Annotated in this window: 26 protein-coding genes and 1 pseudogene; 8 read left to right on the forward strand and 19 right to left on the reverse strand. The window is 51.3% G+C overall.

All coding sequences use genetic code 11. From position 1 onward, the window contains the following. Positions 1-142: 142 nt before the first annotated feature. The 5 genes from E7745_RS14270 to E7745_RS14290 all read left to right on the forward strand — a co-directional run bounded on the left by E7745_RS14270 (position 143) and on the right by E7745_RS14290 (position 3,871). Positions 143-1,447: a reverse transcriptase domain-containing protein gene (locus E7745_RS14270; protein ID WP_136409110.1), complete on the forward strand. Its 1,305-nt coding sequence runs from the start codon at positions 143-145 to the stop codon at positions 1,445-1,447. Position 1,448: 1 nt separating this feature from the next. After that, the gene (locus tag E7745_RS14275; protein ID WP_136409111.1) at positions 1,449-1,928 is read left to right on the forward strand and encodes a hypothetical protein; all 480 of its coding nucleotides are present in this window, start codon (positions 1,449-1,451) and stop codon (positions 1,926-1,928) included. A 104-nt stretch (positions 1,929-2,032) separates the two neighbouring features. Then, entirely contained in the window at positions 2,033-2,305 is a 273-nt protein-coding gene (locus tag E7745_RS14280; RefSeq protein WP_136409112.1) for a hypothetical protein, read from the forward strand. Between the two features lie 70 nt (positions 2,306-2,375). Further along, the gene (locus tag E7745_RS14285) at positions 2,376-3,020 is read left to right on the forward strand and encodes a thymidylate synthase (protein ID WP_136409113.1); all 645 of its coding nucleotides are present in this window, start codon (positions 2,376-2,378) and stop codon (positions 3,018-3,020) included. Further along, a complete protein-coding gene (locus E7745_RS14290) occupies positions 3,017-3,871 on the forward strand; it encodes a DNA adenine methylase (protein ID WP_136409114.1) in 855 nt (284 codons plus the stop codon). Before E7745_RS14285 ends, E7745_RS14290 begins: the two co-directional genes overlap by 4 nt. Before the next feature lie 95 nt (positions 3,872-3,966). Here the strand turns inward: E7745_RS14290 and E7745_RS14295 are convergent, their stop codons facing one another. From E7745_RS14295 to E7745_RS14365, 14 genes are all read right to left on the reverse strand, one after another. Next, on the reverse strand, positions 3,967-4,443 hold the full coding sequence (locus E7745_RS14295) for a hypothetical protein (protein ID WP_240740334.1): 477 nt from the start codon (positions 4,441-4,443) through the stop codon (positions 3,967-3,969). Next, positions 4,440-4,691: a hypothetical protein gene (locus tag E7745_RS14300; RefSeq protein ID WP_136409115.1), complete on the reverse strand. Its 252-nt coding sequence runs from the start codon at positions 4,689-4,691 to the stop codon at positions 4,440-4,442. Before E7745_RS14300 ends, E7745_RS14295 begins: the two co-directional genes overlap by 4 nt. Then, entirely contained in the window at positions 4,688-5,251 is a 564-nt protein-coding gene (locus tag E7745_RS14305; protein WP_136409116.1) for a phage virion morphogenesis protein, read from the reverse strand. Before E7745_RS14305 ends, E7745_RS14300 begins: the two co-directional genes overlap by 4 nt. Then, the gene (locus E7745_RS14310; protein ID WP_205746927.1) at positions 5,238-5,504 is read right to left on the reverse strand and encodes a hypothetical protein; all 267 of its coding nucleotides are present in this window, start codon (positions 5,502-5,504) and stop codon (positions 5,238-5,240) included. Before E7745_RS14310 ends, E7745_RS14305 begins: the two co-directional genes overlap by 14 nt. A gap of 216 nt (positions 5,505-5,720) precedes the next feature. After that, the gene (locus E7745_RS14320) at positions 5,721-6,377 is read right to left on the reverse strand and encodes a DUF3164 family protein (protein WP_136409118.1); all 657 of its coding nucleotides are present in this window, start codon (positions 6,375-6,377) and stop codon (positions 5,721-5,723) included. Between the two features lie 27 nt (positions 6,378-6,404). Next, the gene (locus tag E7745_RS14325) at positions 6,405-6,881 is read right to left on the reverse strand and encodes a hypothetical protein (protein WP_136409119.1); all 477 of its coding nucleotides are present in this window, start codon (positions 6,879-6,881) and stop codon (positions 6,405-6,407) included. Positions 6,882-6,885: 4 nt separating this feature from the next. Further along, positions 6,886-7,095 (reverse strand): hypothetical protein, encoded by a 210-nt coding sequence (locus E7745_RS14330; protein ID WP_136409120.1) that lies wholly within the window; start codon positions 7,093-7,095, stop codon positions 6,886-6,888. 8 nt (positions 7,096-7,103) lie between these two features. Continuing rightward, the gene (locus tag E7745_RS14335) at positions 7,104-7,328 is read right to left on the reverse strand and encodes a hypothetical protein (protein ID WP_136409121.1); all 225 of its coding nucleotides are present in this window, start codon (positions 7,326-7,328) and stop codon (positions 7,104-7,106) included. 1 nt (position 7,329) lies between these two features. Then, positions 7,330-7,956, reverse strand: a complete 627-nt coding sequence (locus tag E7745_RS14340; RefSeq protein ID WP_136409122.1) for an AAA family ATPase — start codon at positions 7,954-7,956, stop codon at positions 7,330-7,332. Continuing rightward, entirely contained in the window at positions 7,949-8,206 is a 258-nt protein-coding gene (locus E7745_RS14345) for a hypothetical protein (protein ID WP_136409123.1), read from the reverse strand. Before E7745_RS14345 ends, E7745_RS14340 begins: the two co-directional genes overlap by 8 nt. 5 nt (positions 8,207-8,211) lie before the next feature. Beyond that, entirely contained in the window at positions 8,212-8,454 is a 243-nt protein-coding gene (locus E7745_RS14350) for a hypothetical protein (protein WP_136409124.1), read from the reverse strand. Between the two features lie 9 nt (positions 8,455-8,463). Further along, positions 8,464-9,336: an ATP-binding protein gene (locus tag E7745_RS14355; protein WP_136409125.1), complete on the reverse strand. Its 873-nt coding sequence runs from the start codon at positions 9,334-9,336 to the stop codon at positions 8,464-8,466. A gap of 23 nt (positions 9,337-9,359) precedes the next feature. Then, a complete protein-coding gene (locus tag E7745_RS14360) occupies positions 9,360-11,372 on the reverse strand; it encodes a hypothetical protein (protein WP_136409126.1) in 2,013 nt (670 codons plus the stop codon). Positions 11,373-11,385: 13 nt separating this feature from the next. Beyond that, positions 11,386-11,754, reverse strand: coding sequence for a hypothetical protein (locus E7745_RS14365; protein WP_136409127.1), 369 nt, complete (start codon positions 11,752-11,754; stop codon positions 11,386-11,388). 59 nt (positions 11,755-11,813) lie between these two features. Between E7745_RS14365 and E7745_RS14370 the strand changes: the two genes are divergently transcribed. Further along, positions 11,814-12,215: a hypothetical protein gene (locus E7745_RS14370; protein ID WP_136409128.1), complete on the forward strand. Its 402-nt coding sequence runs from the start codon at positions 11,814-11,816 to the stop codon at positions 12,213-12,215. Between the two features lie 2 nt (positions 12,216-12,217). Here E7745_RS14370 and E7745_RS14375 read toward each other — a convergent pair whose 3' ends face one another. From E7745_RS14375 to E7745_RS14390, 3 genes and pseudogenes are all read right to left on the reverse strand, one after another. Beyond that, the gene (locus E7745_RS14375; RefSeq protein WP_136409129.1) at positions 12,218-12,445 is read right to left on the reverse strand and encodes a hypothetical protein; all 228 of its coding nucleotides are present in this window, start codon (positions 12,443-12,445) and stop codon (positions 12,218-12,220) included. Between the two features lie 16 nt (positions 12,446-12,461). Then, positions 12,462-12,542, reverse strand: a pseudogene (locus E7745_RS14380). 425 nt (positions 12,543-12,967) lie between these two features. Beyond that, positions 12,968-13,360, reverse strand: a complete 393-nt coding sequence (locus E7745_RS14390; RefSeq protein ID WP_136409131.1) for a hypothetical protein — start codon at positions 13,358-13,360, stop codon at positions 12,968-12,970. A 173-nt stretch (positions 13,361-13,533) separates the two neighbouring features. Here E7745_RS14390 and E7745_RS14940 point away from each other — a divergent pair, with 173 nt between their 5' ends. Continuing rightward, complete coding sequence (locus tag E7745_RS14940; protein WP_205746907.1) at positions 13,534-14,046, forward strand: XRE family transcriptional regulator; 513 nt, start codon at positions 13,534-13,536, stop codon at positions 14,044-14,046. Positions 14,047-14,096: 50 nt separating this feature from the next. On the opposite strand, the gene E7745_RS14400 is transcribed toward E7745_RS14940, so the two are convergent. Together E7745_RS14400 and E7745_RS15140 are read right to left on the reverse strand one after the other, a co-directional pair. Continuing rightward, positions 14,097-14,426 (reverse strand): hypothetical protein, encoded by a 330-nt coding sequence (locus tag E7745_RS14400; RefSeq protein ID WP_136409132.1) that lies wholly within the window; start codon positions 14,424-14,426, stop codon positions 14,097-14,099. Positions 14,427-14,498: 72 nt separating this feature from the next. Further along, positions 14,499-14,744, reverse strand: coding sequence for a hypothetical protein (locus E7745_RS15140; RefSeq protein ID WP_136409133.1), 246 nt, complete (start codon positions 14,742-14,744; stop codon positions 14,499-14,501). Positions 14,745-15,086: 342 nt separating this feature from the next. Here E7745_RS15140 and E7745_RS14410 point away from each other — a divergent pair, with 342 nt between their 5' ends. Further along, positions 15,087-16,454, forward strand: a complete 1,368-nt coding sequence (locus tag E7745_RS14410) for a SusC/RagA family TonB-linked outer membrane protein (protein WP_136409134.1) — start codon at positions 15,087-15,089, stop codon at positions 16,452-16,454. Positions 16,455-16,557: the final 103 nt, after the last annotated feature.

A 16,557-nucleotide genomic window follows, 5' to 3' on the forward strand; every position in this document is an offset into this window, starting at 1 on the left:
GCAACAGCGCATAATCCCAGTGCGGAAAGCCGGAACATCAAGTGCTCGGGTAGGGTTTGGTAGGCCGTATGGCTCGAAGATCCCGGACCCGGTGACCGGAAGGCTCAAGGAGCCTGACAAATTATTATCAACACATCCTACCATGCGAAGAGAAGGACATATCATCGAGGAGATTGTCGCCTACCCAAATATGGCGCAGTCATTCGACCAGGTTCTGCGGGGTACGACGCGCAAGCGTTCCCGGCAGGGCCGATACCTTCTCGCGCACCGGGAGGAAGTTATCGCGGAACTGTCGGCCAAAATTGCAGATGGTAGCTATACCATCGAAAACGGCTATCGGGAGCGTACCATCATCGAGGGCGGCAAGGAGCGGCACATTCAAGTACTGACGATGAAAGACCGCATCGCCGTCCATGCCGTCATGTCGGTGGTCGACGAACACCTCAAACGGCGGTTCATACGCACCACCTCGGCAAGCATCAAAGGGCGCGGAATGCACGATCTGAAGACGTATATTGAGAACGACCTCAGGGCGCACCCGAATGACACCCGTTATTGCTACAAGTTTGACATCTCCAAGTTCTACGAGAGTGTGGACCAGCAGACCATCATGGACTGTGTCCGGCACATTTTCAAGGACGCCAAACTGATCGCGATACTGGAGAGGTTCGTACATATGATGCCCAAAGGTGTCAGTATCGGTCTGCGAAGCTCGCAGGGGCTGTGCAACCTTCTGCTGTCCGTGGCTCTCGATCACCCGCTCAAGGACAGGCTGCGCACACGGTTCTACTACCGTTACTGCGACGACGGGGCGGTTCTGGCCGGCAGCAAGGAGGAGCTTTGGCGAATACGCGATATCATACATGAATGTGTTGAAAGTATCGGTCTGAAGATTAAAGCCAACGAGAGGGTGTTCCCGGTTACTGAAGGCATCGACTTCCTGGGTTATGTCATCTACCCCACCCATGCGCTCATCCGCAAGCGCATAAAGCAGAAGTTCGCCCGAAAGATGGGCGATGTCAGGAGCCGGAAACGAAGAAGCGTGCTTACAGCCTCGTTCTACGGGATGGCCAAGCACGCACAGTGTAATAACCTCTTTAATAAATTAACAGGCACAGAAATGAGATCATTCAAAGACCTTAATGTCGCTTACAAGCCCGATGACGGCAAAAAGCGATTCCCCGGTGCAGTGGTAAGCATACGGGAACTGGTGAACCTTCCCATCGTAATCCGCGACTTCGAGATGGGCGTAAAGACCTCGCAGGGGGATGACCGTTGCGTGGTGGCCATCGAGCAAAACGGTGAGCAGAAAAAGTTTTTCACCAACAGTGAGGAGATGAAAAACATCCTCCTACAAGTGAAAGAAATGCCCGACGGCTTCCCCTTTGAAACCACCATAAAGGCTGAAACCTTCGGCAAGGGTAAAACAAAATACGTCTTTACTTAAAATGAAACGAGTCCAAGGCAATCCCGATGTAGCACTCCTGGAGTGTACAAACCCGGTCAAAAACAAATGGCGTGTCCGCTGGGACGTATCGGCCGATGAATCCGGCACCACTTCCTACATGGAAGAAGAATTCGATCATAAACCTGCGGTCGATGAGATCAAGGCTCTAATCGAGGGCTGGATCAGCGATGCCACCCGGGAGAAGATCGTATCCGGCTTCTCTTACGAGGGTGTCCCGGTTTGGCTCTCCACCGAGAACCAGGCCAATTATGAGCGCGCCTATATCCAAAGCCGGATAGGAAACAGCGTGTCAGTGGTCTTCAAGTTCGGCACCGATGACAAGCCGGTCTACCGCCGGTTTGAGAATCCGGCTGACATCGAGGCGTTCTATCGCGCTTTCTCCGAACATATCCAACAGGCGCAGCTTGACGGATGGAATGCCCGGGAAAGTATTGACTTGGAACCTTACCGCATGGACTGATCCGCACCGCCCTTCGGGGGAGGGCACAAAAAAATGCCCCCGGCCCGTGATACGGTGTTTATTTGAATAAGTGAGACACTGCAAAATTAGCAATTTTCGCCGACATGACAATATTTGAAGTGTTGAATTTCAACCGCGAGCTGCTCGAAAGACTGCGCCGCATTGGCGTAAGACTCGAGGACACCGCCTACATCGACCTTTTTGTTGACTTCAACAATATGGTCGGCGCCGGCGACAAGGTGTCGTATGCGGTGGCGGTTCTGGCCGACAAATATGGCGTGAGCGAGAGGAAGGTCTACAGCCTGATAAAGCGTTTCCAGTCATCGGCTCTGCCGATTTGCCCGGCAAAGAATGACTGCAATCCGCGTGCAGTGTGATTCCCGGTTCCGATAGTGTGCCGCTGATGGCGCGTGCCTACCTTTGCACCATCATCAACAATCAACCGAAATGGCACGCAACAAATATCACCAAATCCTCGCCCGGATTCTTGACAACGGCAGACACCAGGTCAACAAGAAGGGCAATATAACGTACCTTATCAACGAGCAGCTCTCGCTTACCCCGGCCGACCTGCTTGAAATTTTCGAGGGACACGGACTGGCCCGCAAGAAGCTCCGCTCCGAACTGAGGCTCTTCATGAGCGGCGAGCGTTCTGTGGAGAAGTACCGCAAGGCCGGCATAAACTGGTGGGACTACTGCGGTTCGATCCTGGTCAACTCCTACCCCACCTATTTCGAGAAGCTCCCGCCGCTGCTCGCCAGGATCAATACAGAGCGTCGCCCGTCAAAGAACTATGTGCTGTTCCTCGGAGCGACCGAGGCAGAGAGCAACCAGGCCCCATGCCTGTCGCTCGTTCAGTTCCAGATCGAGGACGGCGAACTGGTGGTGTCCGCCTACCAGCGCAGCTCCGACGCCAACCTCGGACTGCCGGCCGACATATACCACCTCTACCTCATGGCCCGGCACATCGACTTCCCCCTCAAGTCAATAACATTGTTCCTGGGCAACGTGCATGTGTATGACAACAATATCGACAACACCCGCCGACTTCTCGCCGGAGAGGACAGCGTCAAATTCGAACTGAACGTATGAGCCGCCTTTATCTGTCCGCTCCCCTGCCCTTCGTCGGGCAGAAGCGTATGTTCGCCAAACACTTCATAGAAGTGATAAAGCAATATCCGGCCGGCACCGTGTTCGTTGACCTTTTCGGTGGCTCGGGACTGTTGTCACACATCACCAAGCACACCCATCCCGATTCACGGGTCATCTACAATGACTTCGACGACTACCGGCTGCGCATAGCCAATATTCCGCGCACCAATGCCCTGCTCGACCGTATCAGACCTATATCCGACGGTTTCGGGCGGCACAAGCCCATTACAGGAGAGGCAAGGGAGCGTATATTCGCCCTGCTTGAGCAGGAAGAGCAGGAAACAGGCTACCTCGACTTCATCACCCTGTCCTCGTCGCTGATGTTCTCTATGAAGTATAGGATGAGCATCCCGGAGATGCGCAAGGAAACGCTCTACAACAATGTGCGCAAGGCAGGATATGCCGAATACCCGGAGTATCTCGCCGGACTGGAAATTGAATCGTGCGACTACCGGGAACTGTTCGAGCGGTTCAAGGATGTGCCCGGCGTAGTGTTCCTCGTAGACCCGCCTTATCTGTCTACCGACGTGGGCACATACCGCATGTACTGGCGGCTCGCGGATTACCTCGATGTGCTGTCGGTGCTGTCTGGCCATAACTTTGTTTATTTCACTTCCGAGAAATCGTGCCTCGTGGAGTTGTGCGAATGGATGGGCCGCAACCCTTCGCTTGGCAACCCGTTCGAGCGTTGCAGCCGCAAGGAGTTTAACGCGACCATGAACTACAATGCCCGGTACACGGACATCATGCTGTTCACCACACCCGACCTCCCTGCCGTCGATGCCGTCTGAGGCCGTTTTCTCGCCCATATATCGCCAAGAGAGCCGCAACCCGATAAAGGATGCGGCTCTCTGTTTTCTTTGCGACTCGGCGCGTTTATGTGGCCTTATTTCAGATGACGGAACCCGACGCAAGTATAGGTTTCTATGTTCTCGACAATATCCTCGTGATTATGGTTGGTGGCGGAGCTGTCGATGTCGAACTCCATGAAGTTCTCGCCTTTCAGTCCGGCAAGCTGCTCATGAATCTTGTCAAGCAGCCGGAACTCGCCGATGTTTTTCTGTTCAGCCCAGTCGGTCACCACATGGAGGTTGATCAGTGGCTGCGCCCGGTATTCGACTCCGGGCACGACGGCATGCCACTTGAAAGGCACAAATTCGATGAACACTGCCGGGCGTGGCCATGGTGCCTCCTGCTCGAGGAACTCTACATTATGGTTCCATAGGTCGATGTGTTTGATCGCACGGAGATACAGTTCGTCATCCATGTCTGCTTCGTCCGGGCGTTCATAATACTCTCCGGCGGCATTGATGCACAGTGCCTCAAGCCGGGTTTTAAGTTTGCGGTATAATTCCTCTCTCATTTGAGTTGTTTTTTAGCTTCAAAATACATTTTTGTGAGTTTAGAGTTACCTCCCATGCGGAATACGCTTTTAACCATTGTTTCGGATATATCATTGCGCCAGTAGTTGGATAGAGCCTCACAGGAGATGGCATTGGCAAAATCCCATAGCACTTCCTGATTGTGTTTTTTGCGAGAGGTTGATTTCTCTCGTATGAACTCTTTCCATTCCTTGAATGAAGTCGGGATTCTTAATGTTATAGTTTTCATTTAATATTGAAGTCTATATTGTTGATGTACTCGTTAAGGTTCTCCTCGATGATCTGCCTGACTGCGTTTTCTACTTCCGGCGACGTGCCGAGGAATTTGCGCTGCGGTATCTTGATGGCACTTCCGACCTTCATGAGCGCCATCGCTTTCCAGAAATCGGCATCGGAGGATAGTTGGCTATTCTTTTTATTTTGCCGTAGAGAGCCGTCTTTTCGGCGTCCGAAGGAGCCGGTAGCGGAATAATACTTGTGCCAGAAGTAGCGCTTCATTCTGGTCGTCACTTTGATTTCACCACCTTCGTTGTGGATGGCTGCTCCCGGATGGTCTGACAGAAATACAATACTGCTTTCGCGGATTTCACTGCGGATGCTCTGTCTCAAGCCGCCGGAATCAACCAGTATCAGACCACCGGGGCGCGTCGGACTTTTGCGCCTCGCCCATGCCTGACTGAAGAATGCCTGCCGCTCGAAGTTTTGGTCGAACTCTTCTCCAAGTTCGACCTGTATGTCGCGCAATATGCTTCTGAAGACAGCTCGAATCTGTTGGTCAAGTTCGCTCATTAGGGTCGTTTGTTTCGGTTTTTTCGTCAATGTAATCAAAAAGGCCAGGCATGTCGGACGCCACGACCGGGTTTTCAAGCCCTGCCGTGGCGTTCATGATGTTGTAGAAAGTGCGCTCGCTGATCCAATAAACCGGATATATGTACCTCCGCCATATCTCCCGGTTAGTCAACCCGCTTTTGGCGTGTTGGTCAAATATCCGGTTTATATCCTCTACGCGCTTCCTGTAGGACATGCCACGCTTGCTCGCCATCGATTACTATATGGGTTTTATCGTTTTTTGTTTATAAGGTCTGATGTCAAGTGTTGTCACGCTGCTTACTGTAACCCTGCCGCTTCCCTCACACTGGGGGCATGGATCGGGATACCTTTGTGGTGATTCGGCCCTCTGTACCCCGGTGCCGTTGCATTCCCGGCACACTGCAATCCGGGGTGGTCTTTTGATTTCTTTTTCCATTTTCGTTACGTTTTAGTCGACATCGGTCATGCCGAGAGGGATATAACACCATGCGCCCTTGTCGTTTTTGTACTGGGCGCGGATGAACTTCTTGGAAATAGTAGGCTGGTAAGCCTCCTCGATGATTTTCACACCCTCGAGGAACTGCTCATTGCCGCTATCCTCCGCCATTTTGCGGAGCTGAAGCACTCGGCTGGCCTTTATATTGCCCTGCCCGTCGCGGCTCAAAAGACGGAGCACGGCATTAACGAGAGCCTTGGTAGCATCGTCTTTGGCCAGGCTCTCAATGTAGCCCTTTACCATTGCGATACCATCCTCTACAGTGTCGCGGTAGCCATCGATGGTGTTCACTCCGAGGATGACGCGCAGGGTGCTGTCGGAATTGGTGAACGTGTGGCTGTTCTGATTGTCACGGGCAACGCCGGTAATCTCGGACTTCATCTTGAGGATTGCCTCGAAGTTGCCGAAGATGGTTTCCTTGACCAGTTTGATCTGTTCGCTCAGCTCGCGGAGCTGCGGGATGGTGGTGGAGATTTCCTCGTCCACCATGTCGGCGTACTGCTTGCGCTGCTCTTTGCGTTCCTGTTCACGAAGCTTTTTTTCTTTTTCGGCTCTGTAAGCCTCGAATTCCTGACGCTCTTCGGCTGTCATTTCTACTTTTTCTGTCATAAGGATATTATTAGTCGGTTTGTCGTTTTACGATTTCATGCCGTTCCCGGCAAGGTTGATCAGGTAAGTTATATGCTGTTGCGGAGTGGCCGAGGCCGGCTCGTCCTTTTTGCGCTGCCACCCCTTGCGCTTGATCGAGCGGAGCTTGGTGGCGAGTGCCATAAGGTCATCGATGGTCAATTTGCCGAATGGCTGCCCGGCAATCCTGGGATGACGACAAAAATCATTGATCTGCGCCCAGTCGGTGGTGTCGACATCAAGTTCCTGCATCAGCTTGAGAACTATGCTCCGGCGACGCTTCAGTTCGTCATGCGAACCTGTCAGAGCCTCGATGCCGACACAGAGGGCGTTGTATTCGGATCGGGTGATCTCCTTGAGACTGTCGGTGCGACCGCCGGTGTACTGCAGCACAAACTGCCGCCGGGTATCATCTCGCTCACCGTGTATGGTGAGTTTGTTGAAGGCGGAGTAGAACCGCCCGAAGTTAGTTACTTGCTGTTTCATGTCATTATACACATGTTTTGTGTGCCAGTTTTATGACAACCATTCCTTGATACTGCTCCAGCCACATTCTTGCCTCGTCAAGTTTTGTCTTTACAAGAGCGGTTTCGCGGTTAGCCTCCATTCCGGCCACATATTTTTTCGCGTCTGAAATCAGACTCATGGCGCAACTCGTGAGGCGTTCCTGCTCTTTCAGGCTATTTACATCATTTTCCATAATTTGATTTATTTAAGTTTTGTATTTGGTTTCCAGTCAATAACCACCATTGCCACAACCTCGCCGGAGCCTTGGCAGTCGGGACATGTTTCAATATCCGACCCGTTAGGCGTGTCAATTGGGAAGCCGCCGCGTCCGTTATAATACGGGCATACCATTGGAGCGGTCATAAAGGCCTCCTTGTGAATCCGACCGTCAGGCTCGATGATTATCATTGTCCGTTTCTTGCTCATATTATCCGATGTTGTTTGAGGTTCTTAAAATTCCTTCTTCCCACACCACATAGTAGGCTTCGGGATTGGCGGTGAATCGGCCTTGGCAATATGCCTTGTAGCCTGACACACGGATTTTGATTCCGGCTTTGTATTTCACTCTTCCCGCAGGCTTGCCTGTGGGTTGGCCTTTATACTCCTGGCTAATGAAGATGAAACCCTTGCGGTGGAACCGGGTAATCAGAGCCTCGACTTCCTCGTAAGTCAGCTTGCTATCCTGAAAACTGTCGATAATTACAAACTTGGCGCTCTTTGGCCGGCGCAGCCTCTCCACAAGATCATCGTAGGTGTCACCGACGACTGTCCGGAACCGACCCTGCACCTCGTTCATCTTTTCGCGCTTGAGGCGTTCCTGGAACGACATGCTGACACCTTCCTCGTAACTCAGATACAGCACAGTTCCGTAATTGCACAGTTCCTTTGCCAACTGCATCACGAAACTGCTCTTGCCGGAGGCAGATGCGCCGCTGATGAACCATGTCTCGTTCACCGGCACCTCCCCGAAGGGGACACTCCATTTCGGTCCCCACGGCAGGGTCTTGTAGGTCTTGGCAAGAACCTCTTTCGGACTGTAGGCTCGTTTAGCCATTGTTATTGGGGGATTCGGTTGTCATCAACTCAGCTACTGCAGCATCGGCAATTGCAACAGCCCTCTTCGCAATCTTTTCAGGGGTAGGATCTCCTTCCTTATCAAAATGCCACGGCATCATTAAAGCTACCTGAAGAGCAGCCTTGGTAAGTTCAAAGCGACGTTCATCCCAGTCTATCTCGTGGTTTCGTTGACGGCGGTTCATCTGAACTACCGCGTCCATATATTGCATTTCAATTTTTGTCAGCATAGTTCTTATTTTTTAGTTGATTCATAACACCATCCTATCATTCTATTAAAAGGCAGCGCAATACCGTGTATAGTTCCGAATATTCCGAAATCGCCTTCTTCATCTACCTCTCCGTCAGAATAGCCGGTATAAACCTGCCAGTTATCCATGACAAACATAGCTTTCCGATTTTTGTCAATAGCATGGAAGTCAGTGGGTGATTTTAGTACCCGGCGACGACCGTTCTTGAACGTGGCTGTTATTTTCATACTCATGGCTCATTGTCTTTTAAGTTTTTCGATTTCGGTATATACTCGCCGGAGTCCGCCTCCGCTTCTCCTGGCAATGTCAGCCGGATCAACGCCGGCCGGGGCGTTCAGCTTGGCCACAGCCCGTGCCTGCCCCATCAGGAACCGCGCCCTGTCTTTGCCGTCGTCGGGCGACACCTTGCTGTAGCGGTCACCGTACCGGCTGAGCATCTCGGTGTAGCCGACCTTCCGGCACTCGATTGAACGGTTGATCTTCTCCTTGAGTCCGTCGGCCCCCATCATGTACCATGCGCAACACCGTTCGGTGGCGTTCCACAGTGCCTTCAGTTCGAGGAAGGCTTCATACTGGAGATCGCCGGCCTCGTCGAGTATGATCAGCGGATTATCTATCGAGCGTAGATAATACACGAGGTCATCATAGACATCCGAATACCGGCCCCGGCTGTTGGTTCCGAACTCGGCCGCTATCTTGCGCACCAATTTCAGTTTGGTCTTGACCTGGGAACAGTCGATATAGACGGCATTGGGATGGGTCTTGACATAGTGCCGGGCAGTGAAGGTCTTGCCGATATTCGGGATATCGCAGAGGATTCCGCTCAGACTGCCGGTCTGCGCCAGTTCAAGCTGGGTCATGATGAAGTCGAAGGTTTCAGTCCTGGCAATCTTCCATTCTATCTCGCCTCGCAGACTCACGCCGAGCTTCCGGGCGATGCTGATCCAGTTGGCATCGCTGAGCACGCGGTCGGTCTGGCCGTTCTTTATGGCACTGTAAACCGAGGTGGTGACACCGAGGGAGGCGGCATGCTTGGCATCGCTCGGATAATTGCCTCGGTTGGCTCTTATCGCCTCGGTGATCTTGTTTTTGATGTCTGTTGTAATCATATTCTAACAGTGTTATAATGTCATTAAAATGCCTGTGCAGCCCTCTCCTTCGCGCTCATGGCGGGCATGTATTCGTCCATGAAATCATCATCGTTGACTGTTGTGACGGGCATCTGAATCACTTCTTCAACGTCGGGTTCCGGCTCCTTGCTCCGGGGAGCGATTCCAAGTCGGGTGATGGCGTTCCTGTCAAGGTAGACCTTGAACTGCTCTATCTTCTGCATCTGCCGGGCGAACTTCGCCTTATCCTCTTCTGTCTGCTCTACCATGACGCGGTTGAAGGTTTCTACCTTCTCTACTTTGTCAAGGTAGCGGTCGCCTTGGTAGATATAGACATCCTGCGCCTCGCCGTTCTCATCGGGCAGATAGTAGGCAGTGACCTTGTAGTTGTTCGGCTTGAGCCAGCCAAGCACCTCCGGGGTGCTGAGCCACCAGTCGGCGTAGCGCACCTTGACGGTGGAGTGCCGGCGGATGCTTGTTTCCACCTTCATGCCGAGATAGCGCGCCAGTGTCAGTTCGTCGTATGGCCGCAGATTCGGGTTGATGTTGGATATAAGCACTTCCCACCGTGTCATGCCGGGATAGGTCTTTTGATCGGGGTGCAGGGTGTTGTTCCACTCCAGGTTGTCTGCCCGGTCGTTGGCCACCATCTCCTCGAAGGTGTAGTATCTCTTATCTTCCCATAGGGCGTTGGTGTCGTCGCTGACTTTTTTCTGGTAAGTGCGCCATTTGCCCTTGCCGTAGAAGCGGCCGACCTCCTCGTGGTTCTTGTGGATGATCTTGCGCTTTTTGGCACCGTTGAGCGGTTCGGCCTGTTTGTCCTGGGAATTCTGAGGCGCGCAGAACCTTACACGGGAGAATACCACGCCTTCGGCAAGCAGTCCGTCCTTGTGGCGCGTCATAAGGTGGTTCTCGACTTCGACACCGGCCGGCATTCCCCATTGGCGACGCTTGATCAGCCGGAACATCTCGCGGAAGCATTCATCCACAAGAGTCTCATCCTTTTTGCGCCCGTAAGAAGCAGCTATCACGCACTCGCTGACGGAATCGTAGGCATAGTAGGCATGTACCCTTTCGTTGCCTTTCATGCGGAACGGCAAGTCCACGTCGTCCATCGTGATCTGCGAGAGAGAATACTGCCCCCGGTGGCGGTGAACGTGGGGCATGACCTCGTGGTAGTAGTCCACGTTGGGTTTGAGCCAGCGGTCGACAAACGCCTTGATGTCGGGCCGGTTCAGGAAACCGGCGATGGTGGCCTCGCTCGGAACCCACGGTTCTCCGTTCTTTTTCCGGGCGCATTTCTCCGGGTCGAGCAGTTCCCCTGTTTCCGGGTCCCACACGTCAAGTTCGCCGCAGACAAACATCTCGTACATTTCCCGCACGTTGGTATTCCACGGGCGGTTGGGCTGTACGGCCAGGCCTTTCAGAACACGTTCCTCTCCGGCGGTGAGTATCTGGGCATTTGAGTTGCCGAACTTGCCGCTGAGCAGGGATTCATATCCGCGCTTGCGGTAGTCGCTGACCTTCTTGCGGAAGCGGAGAACCGAGGTCGGCAGCGTGTGGCCGAACTGGACTCTCAGGCTCTCGATAACGCCGGTCATACATGTCCAGTCGTATTTGTTGCCCATTAGCCTTTGCCTGGCCGCTGCGTTGTCATAGAGTTTTATGCAAGTGTTCAGAACCGAGGCGTTGACAACATATTCCCGTCGTTTAGCTATCGAGAGGTTGCTGATTCCAGTCTTTTGAGGATTGTTGAAGAATGCCATTGCCTCCTGATCCTCGGTGTAGTTGCTCCGGACCCATGCCGCAATGTGCGCTGCCTTGCCTCCGAATTGGGCCTCAACCTGAATCCGCTGCTCAGTGGAGAGGGAATCCACAGCGATCAGTGCGCCGGAGCCTTTCGCTCCTCCGCCTCGCTTGACGACCTCGATGCTCTTATGACGAACGGAATATTTATAACTGCCAAGAGTCATAATTCCGCCATCGATAAGCGCACGTGCCGATACGCAATATCTGCCGTTGTGGTAAGTCATCATTTTCGCGCCCTCCTTAGATAGCCATTGCCCGTTCCTGTATCGAAGGAATTTCCGAGAGTTTCACCCCCTTGTATTCGGCTATCGACTTACCGTCATAAATGACAGTGCCGATTCCCGTCTTGGTGCTGAGTTCAATCTGCGCTCCATTGGGGAACATCTGAACCATCGTACCGTCATGGAGAAACATGCACTCCATCTCCTTAGCTACGACATAAACACAGAAGCCGGATTTTTTAGCTGTGTGACGGATTTTACGTGCAAGATTTGTCTTGCCTCTTTTCGGATCATAAGTCAAGGCGAAATATACCATCCGCTCGGAGCACTTGAAAATTTTCGCCAGTTTCTCGCGCTCTTCCTTGGTTACTGGAATGTACTTTTTCATTTTCTCACTTATTGGGTTTTATTCGTTATATTTGTGCTTATTTTCCAAATGGAATCGCTATGAACATCGAATTTGAAATGCTCAAGGCTCAACATGAGGCATTGCGGAATTACTTTATATCCCTTCTGCCGTACATTTTCAGAACCCATCCTGACGAGAAGCTGGGCGGTAGCAAGACTTGGCTCGCCAAATATTTCCTGTGGCGTTTCGAGCGAGAAAATCTCGCTCCATTAGATTATACACAGTCATTATCTTCTCATGAGAAAGCCCCGATAGATCACCGACGTTTTCAATTACAAGTCCTGATGGATGTAGCTTATATCCGGGGAGGTCTTGAAGGATACGACATAGTCCGGAAAGTCTCTCAAGACGCCCAGGCTCTCGCAGACATCGTGTACAGTCGGTCCGATGGGTCCGAAGCTGACATGTGCAGGGTGATAGATGAGATTTACAATTCATAGTCTCACTTATTGGGTTTGTTTAATATTCGGGTGATTTTTACGATGGTTTCTTCGAGGGCGAAATGACCGGCGACAAGGGCACTATAGGTTTTGGAATTGCAGCACTCACTGTCGTCATGGGTCACCTCGTACTGGTCGAGGACTGTCCCCGTGTCGTTGAAGTTCCGTTCCAAAGACTGCAATAGAACTTTGACGGCATTCTCGGTCATTTTTTCTGCTCGTTGTTTCATCGCTTTATTTTTTTAGAGGGAAGACTCGGACTCGAACCGAGGACGATACAGTCGGATTGGTTACCGCCGTTTGTTCTGCCAACTGAACTATCTTCCCAAAGTACCGCCGGGCTTGCAATTCCGGCGGCATTCAAATGTTGTGCCTTTCGGCTTTCCCGGCTCTCTTGCCGGAGGATTGCCCTCTCTTGGGTCTAACCCTGTTAATTTTCTGCGAAATACCGTCCAAGTATGTCGCAGACTATTTCCTTAGCTTGACCGATACCGTCTCTGTATCCTCGTGCGTAACCGGGTGCTTGAGATAGGTGAGCATGGCTACCATTCGCCCATTGACGTATCTCCTCAAGTGCCATGCGCTCGGCATTTTCTTTACCGCTTGCCTTAAAGTGCTCCGCCTGACTCAGTTCAAAATTCAGATGGCTAAGTTCATTTATGGCCACGGTTAGTTCGGACGAACTGTGAGCCTTGTCAACTTTGCGCTTTGCAACGCATATAGCCTCTTCGATTTCCGATATTGTCCTCATGTTATCCTACGTATTGTGCTATATGTATTAATTTCTGAAGTTCGTTGCGGATTTCTCTCTTGCCGTCTATCTGCAGTCGGTGTTCCGCATTTACAATCTCATTAGTGCATGAACCGAAAGGCGATGCATCAAGAATCTCATGTTCAATCTTTGCAATGAGTCGGCAAAGCATCCGGGCTATTTCATCAAGGTCACCTACCTTGGCGAGCGTCTTAATTTCCTTGAAGTATCTGTACTCCATTTGGGTCTTGTACATGTTGCCGGCATTCCAATGGAAGAAGTTCATAAAATCCTCGGCTGCCTGAAGAGTGTATTTGTTGATGCGCTCGTCAGCATGTCGGAGTATAGCCGCAATTTGGCGGTCAATCTCCTGTATTTTCTCGTTCTCGGTCATAGTCACACCTATTTGTTTATGTTTGCTTAGCTGTTAAAATTTGTCTATCCACGCCAATTTTCGTATCTTTGGCCGCTTGTTCGTTCGTGAACACGTTGCAAAGATAATACGCATTTGCGAACATACAAAATTATCTGCGTATTTTTATTCGCATCTGACAATATTTAACATTTATGACAATAAACGAGCGGTTTGAATTTATAATAAGGACCTTATTCGGAGGCAATAAGAGAGCGTTTGCTATACACGTGGGAGTCAGTCCTACTGTAGTTGAAAATGTAGTGGGAAAAAGAAAGGGAAAGCCCTCATTTGACTTCCTTGAAAAAGTATGCGCAAATGCAAACATATCCGCTGAATGGTTATTATTGGGAATTGGAGAAATGGCTATGGATATGTTTGAACCCAGAAAGGTACCTATGGCATTCCACTCCGACCCAGAACAGTATATACGAGAAGGTAAAAAAGAAATAACCGATGAGGAGGAGTCCTCTCAATCCGGCACAATCCCCGATTCGAATAACGAGAATAATCAAATACTTCTAACCCTTCTAAAGGAGAAAGACAAGGAAATTGGAGCCTTAAATAAAGAAATTGGCAAATTGGAAGCTCGTATTGAGGAATTGGAGAGAAACCGGATGTATGCGATCCCCCAACATGTCCATACTTCAGAAACTGTACCGACATAACCCCAGCCTCACAAGAAGAATTATGCGCTCTTGCATGGCTGCCCTGTCACCTAAATTGACCCCTCCCGGCCACCCATCTGCCCCCACCACCACCCTGCTTTGAACACCACCCCCACCCTTAAGGACATAATTTCAACCAACTCGCTGATTTTAAGCACCAATACAAATTGAACCTCAAAAACAAGGGGGTTATTTGCTTCACATCGAACCCCCGATTTTAACATTTCATTTTCGAGCAACCATATTTTGCCATCCTCAGCTATTTGCACTGCAACGGACTGAAACTTGACACCCCACCCCTTCAAAAAAAACACTCCACTTTGACACCCCACAAGGTTCCCCACCTCAAAAATTCGCCCAAAATCGAATCGTTCAGGCATAAAAATAGGGCATCATCGGTGCAATGCCGACAATACCCTCCGAATGCCGTTTTATTCGCCCTCTAAGGCCGTTCAAACGCCATTGTTATAATCTGCGCCACCCCCACCCGATATAAGCGTAGATTGCTTGATTATAGCGCGTTTAGTTATAATTGAGCCGTTCCCGGACAGCCCTGCATGCCGTAGGTAATTATAGGTCGCACCGACCTGTTCAGCCGTAAACACGGTAAAAACGGCCTTTATACTGCTGAAATACCAATCCTTACGCCTCGTACCCTTGATGGGATGCGTCAGATGAACATGAATAACTTTCGCCATACTTCATTGATTTATTAGCGCAAATATACCAAACAATACATATATGGTATATTTTAAATAATACAAATTTCAAAGAGAGGCACAAAAAATCGGCGCGAAGCCGACTCAATACACAACCTCACTCCCCTACTCTCTCGTGTAAACCTCGCGCTGATGACACGCAAGTCTCCGGTAATCGCCATGTAAACTTTTTGCCCCAAAAATTAAACGCCGCGTAAGCCTATGTGAACTTTTGGAACGTTTCGTTTTTGACCTCAACAACCGCACTTCACATCATAACCCTCTGAAATCAAAAGGCTTTACCTCAAAACGCACTGACCTCATCAAGCAACGCTTCGTTTTGTGCCCCATAGAAAGATCAATTACACATGGGACAATAAATATCTCGTCTCCTTCACCCTGCGCCGCGACGCATCATCACGCCTCTCGACAAGCCACAACTACGACTGGTTCCCCTCTGTATCGGCAGGATGGCGCATCTCGCAGGAGAGCTTCATGGAAGGCACACGCTCCTGGCTCAGCGACCTCAAGATCCGTGGCGCATACGGCGTGAACGGCAACGACATCATAGCAAACGATGCCTTCTATGCTAAATATGCGATGGATCTTGACCGCGCGGCCTACGCCATCGGCGGTGGCAACTCTCTGATGGCCGGCGCACTGCGCTCGCGTAGCACCAACCCCGACCTTACATGGGAAAAGACCTATCAGACCAACGTGGGCTTCGACGCCTCACTGCTTAACAACCGCCTGTCACTCTCGTTTGACTACTTCCACAAGCGCACCGATGACATGCTCGTCGAGAAACCCTACATCGCCACTATTGGCGAAGGCGGCTACTGCTGGTACAACGGCGGCTCGATGGTCAACAAGGGTTTCGAGATCTCTGCTGAATGGCGCCAGTCACTCAACAAGGATTTCAGCTACAGCGTGGGCCTCAACGTCACCGCGATGAAAAACGAAGTCACTGACCTGATGAAAGACATCTACTACACCTGGGGCGGCGGCAACGGCATCGACAAGAGCATCGTCGGCCATGCTCTCGGATCATGGCTTGGCTACAAGACTGACGGAGTGTTCCGCACCCAGGAAGAGGTAGACGCCTATATGGCCAGATACAATGTCAGCTTCGGCAGTCCGGCAGTGGGCCGTGTGCGCTACGTCGATGCCAACGGCGACGGTGAGATCAATGACCGTGACCGCACCTGGCTCGGCACCGACCTTCCCAAAGCCCAGTTCGGCCTCAGCTTCGGAGCAAACTGGAAGCAGTTTGACCTCAGCCTGTTCTTCTCAAGCATAATCCGCGACGCCTGGAACAACTCCAAGTACTATACCGACTTCTTCCCCCTCTGGACCGGCAACCACGGCACCCAGCTTCTCGGAGCCGCCAAGGCCTATGACCGCTATCTCCAGACCGGCTACTACGATTCAAGCGTCCCGGCTCCCTCTATCGACAACAACAACAAGGAGAACGAAGGTTCGGACTACTACATCGAAGACGGCTCGTTCCTGCGCCTGAAGACCCTCTCGCTCGGCTACACCCTGCCCAAAACCATACAGAACAAGCTGAAAATGCAGAATGCCCGCGTATATTTCCAGGCCCAGAACCTGCTGACTCTCACCAGCTACAGCGGCGCTGACCCCGAAGGTCTCGGCTATCCCTACGCGCTGCCCCGCCAATACACATTCGGCATTCAATTCGGATTCTAAAAACATCATCTTAAATCGAAATCACAATGAAACTCAAAAATATATTCGCAACCGCACTTGCCGGACTCGCTCTGAGCGCCTGCAGCGACGATTTTCTCGAAAA

Origin of the sequence: Duncaniella sp. C9 (assembly GCF_004803935.1) — a bacterium.
GTDB lineage: Bacteria > Bacteroidota > Bacteroidia > Bacteroidales > Muribaculaceae > Duncaniella > Duncaniella muris.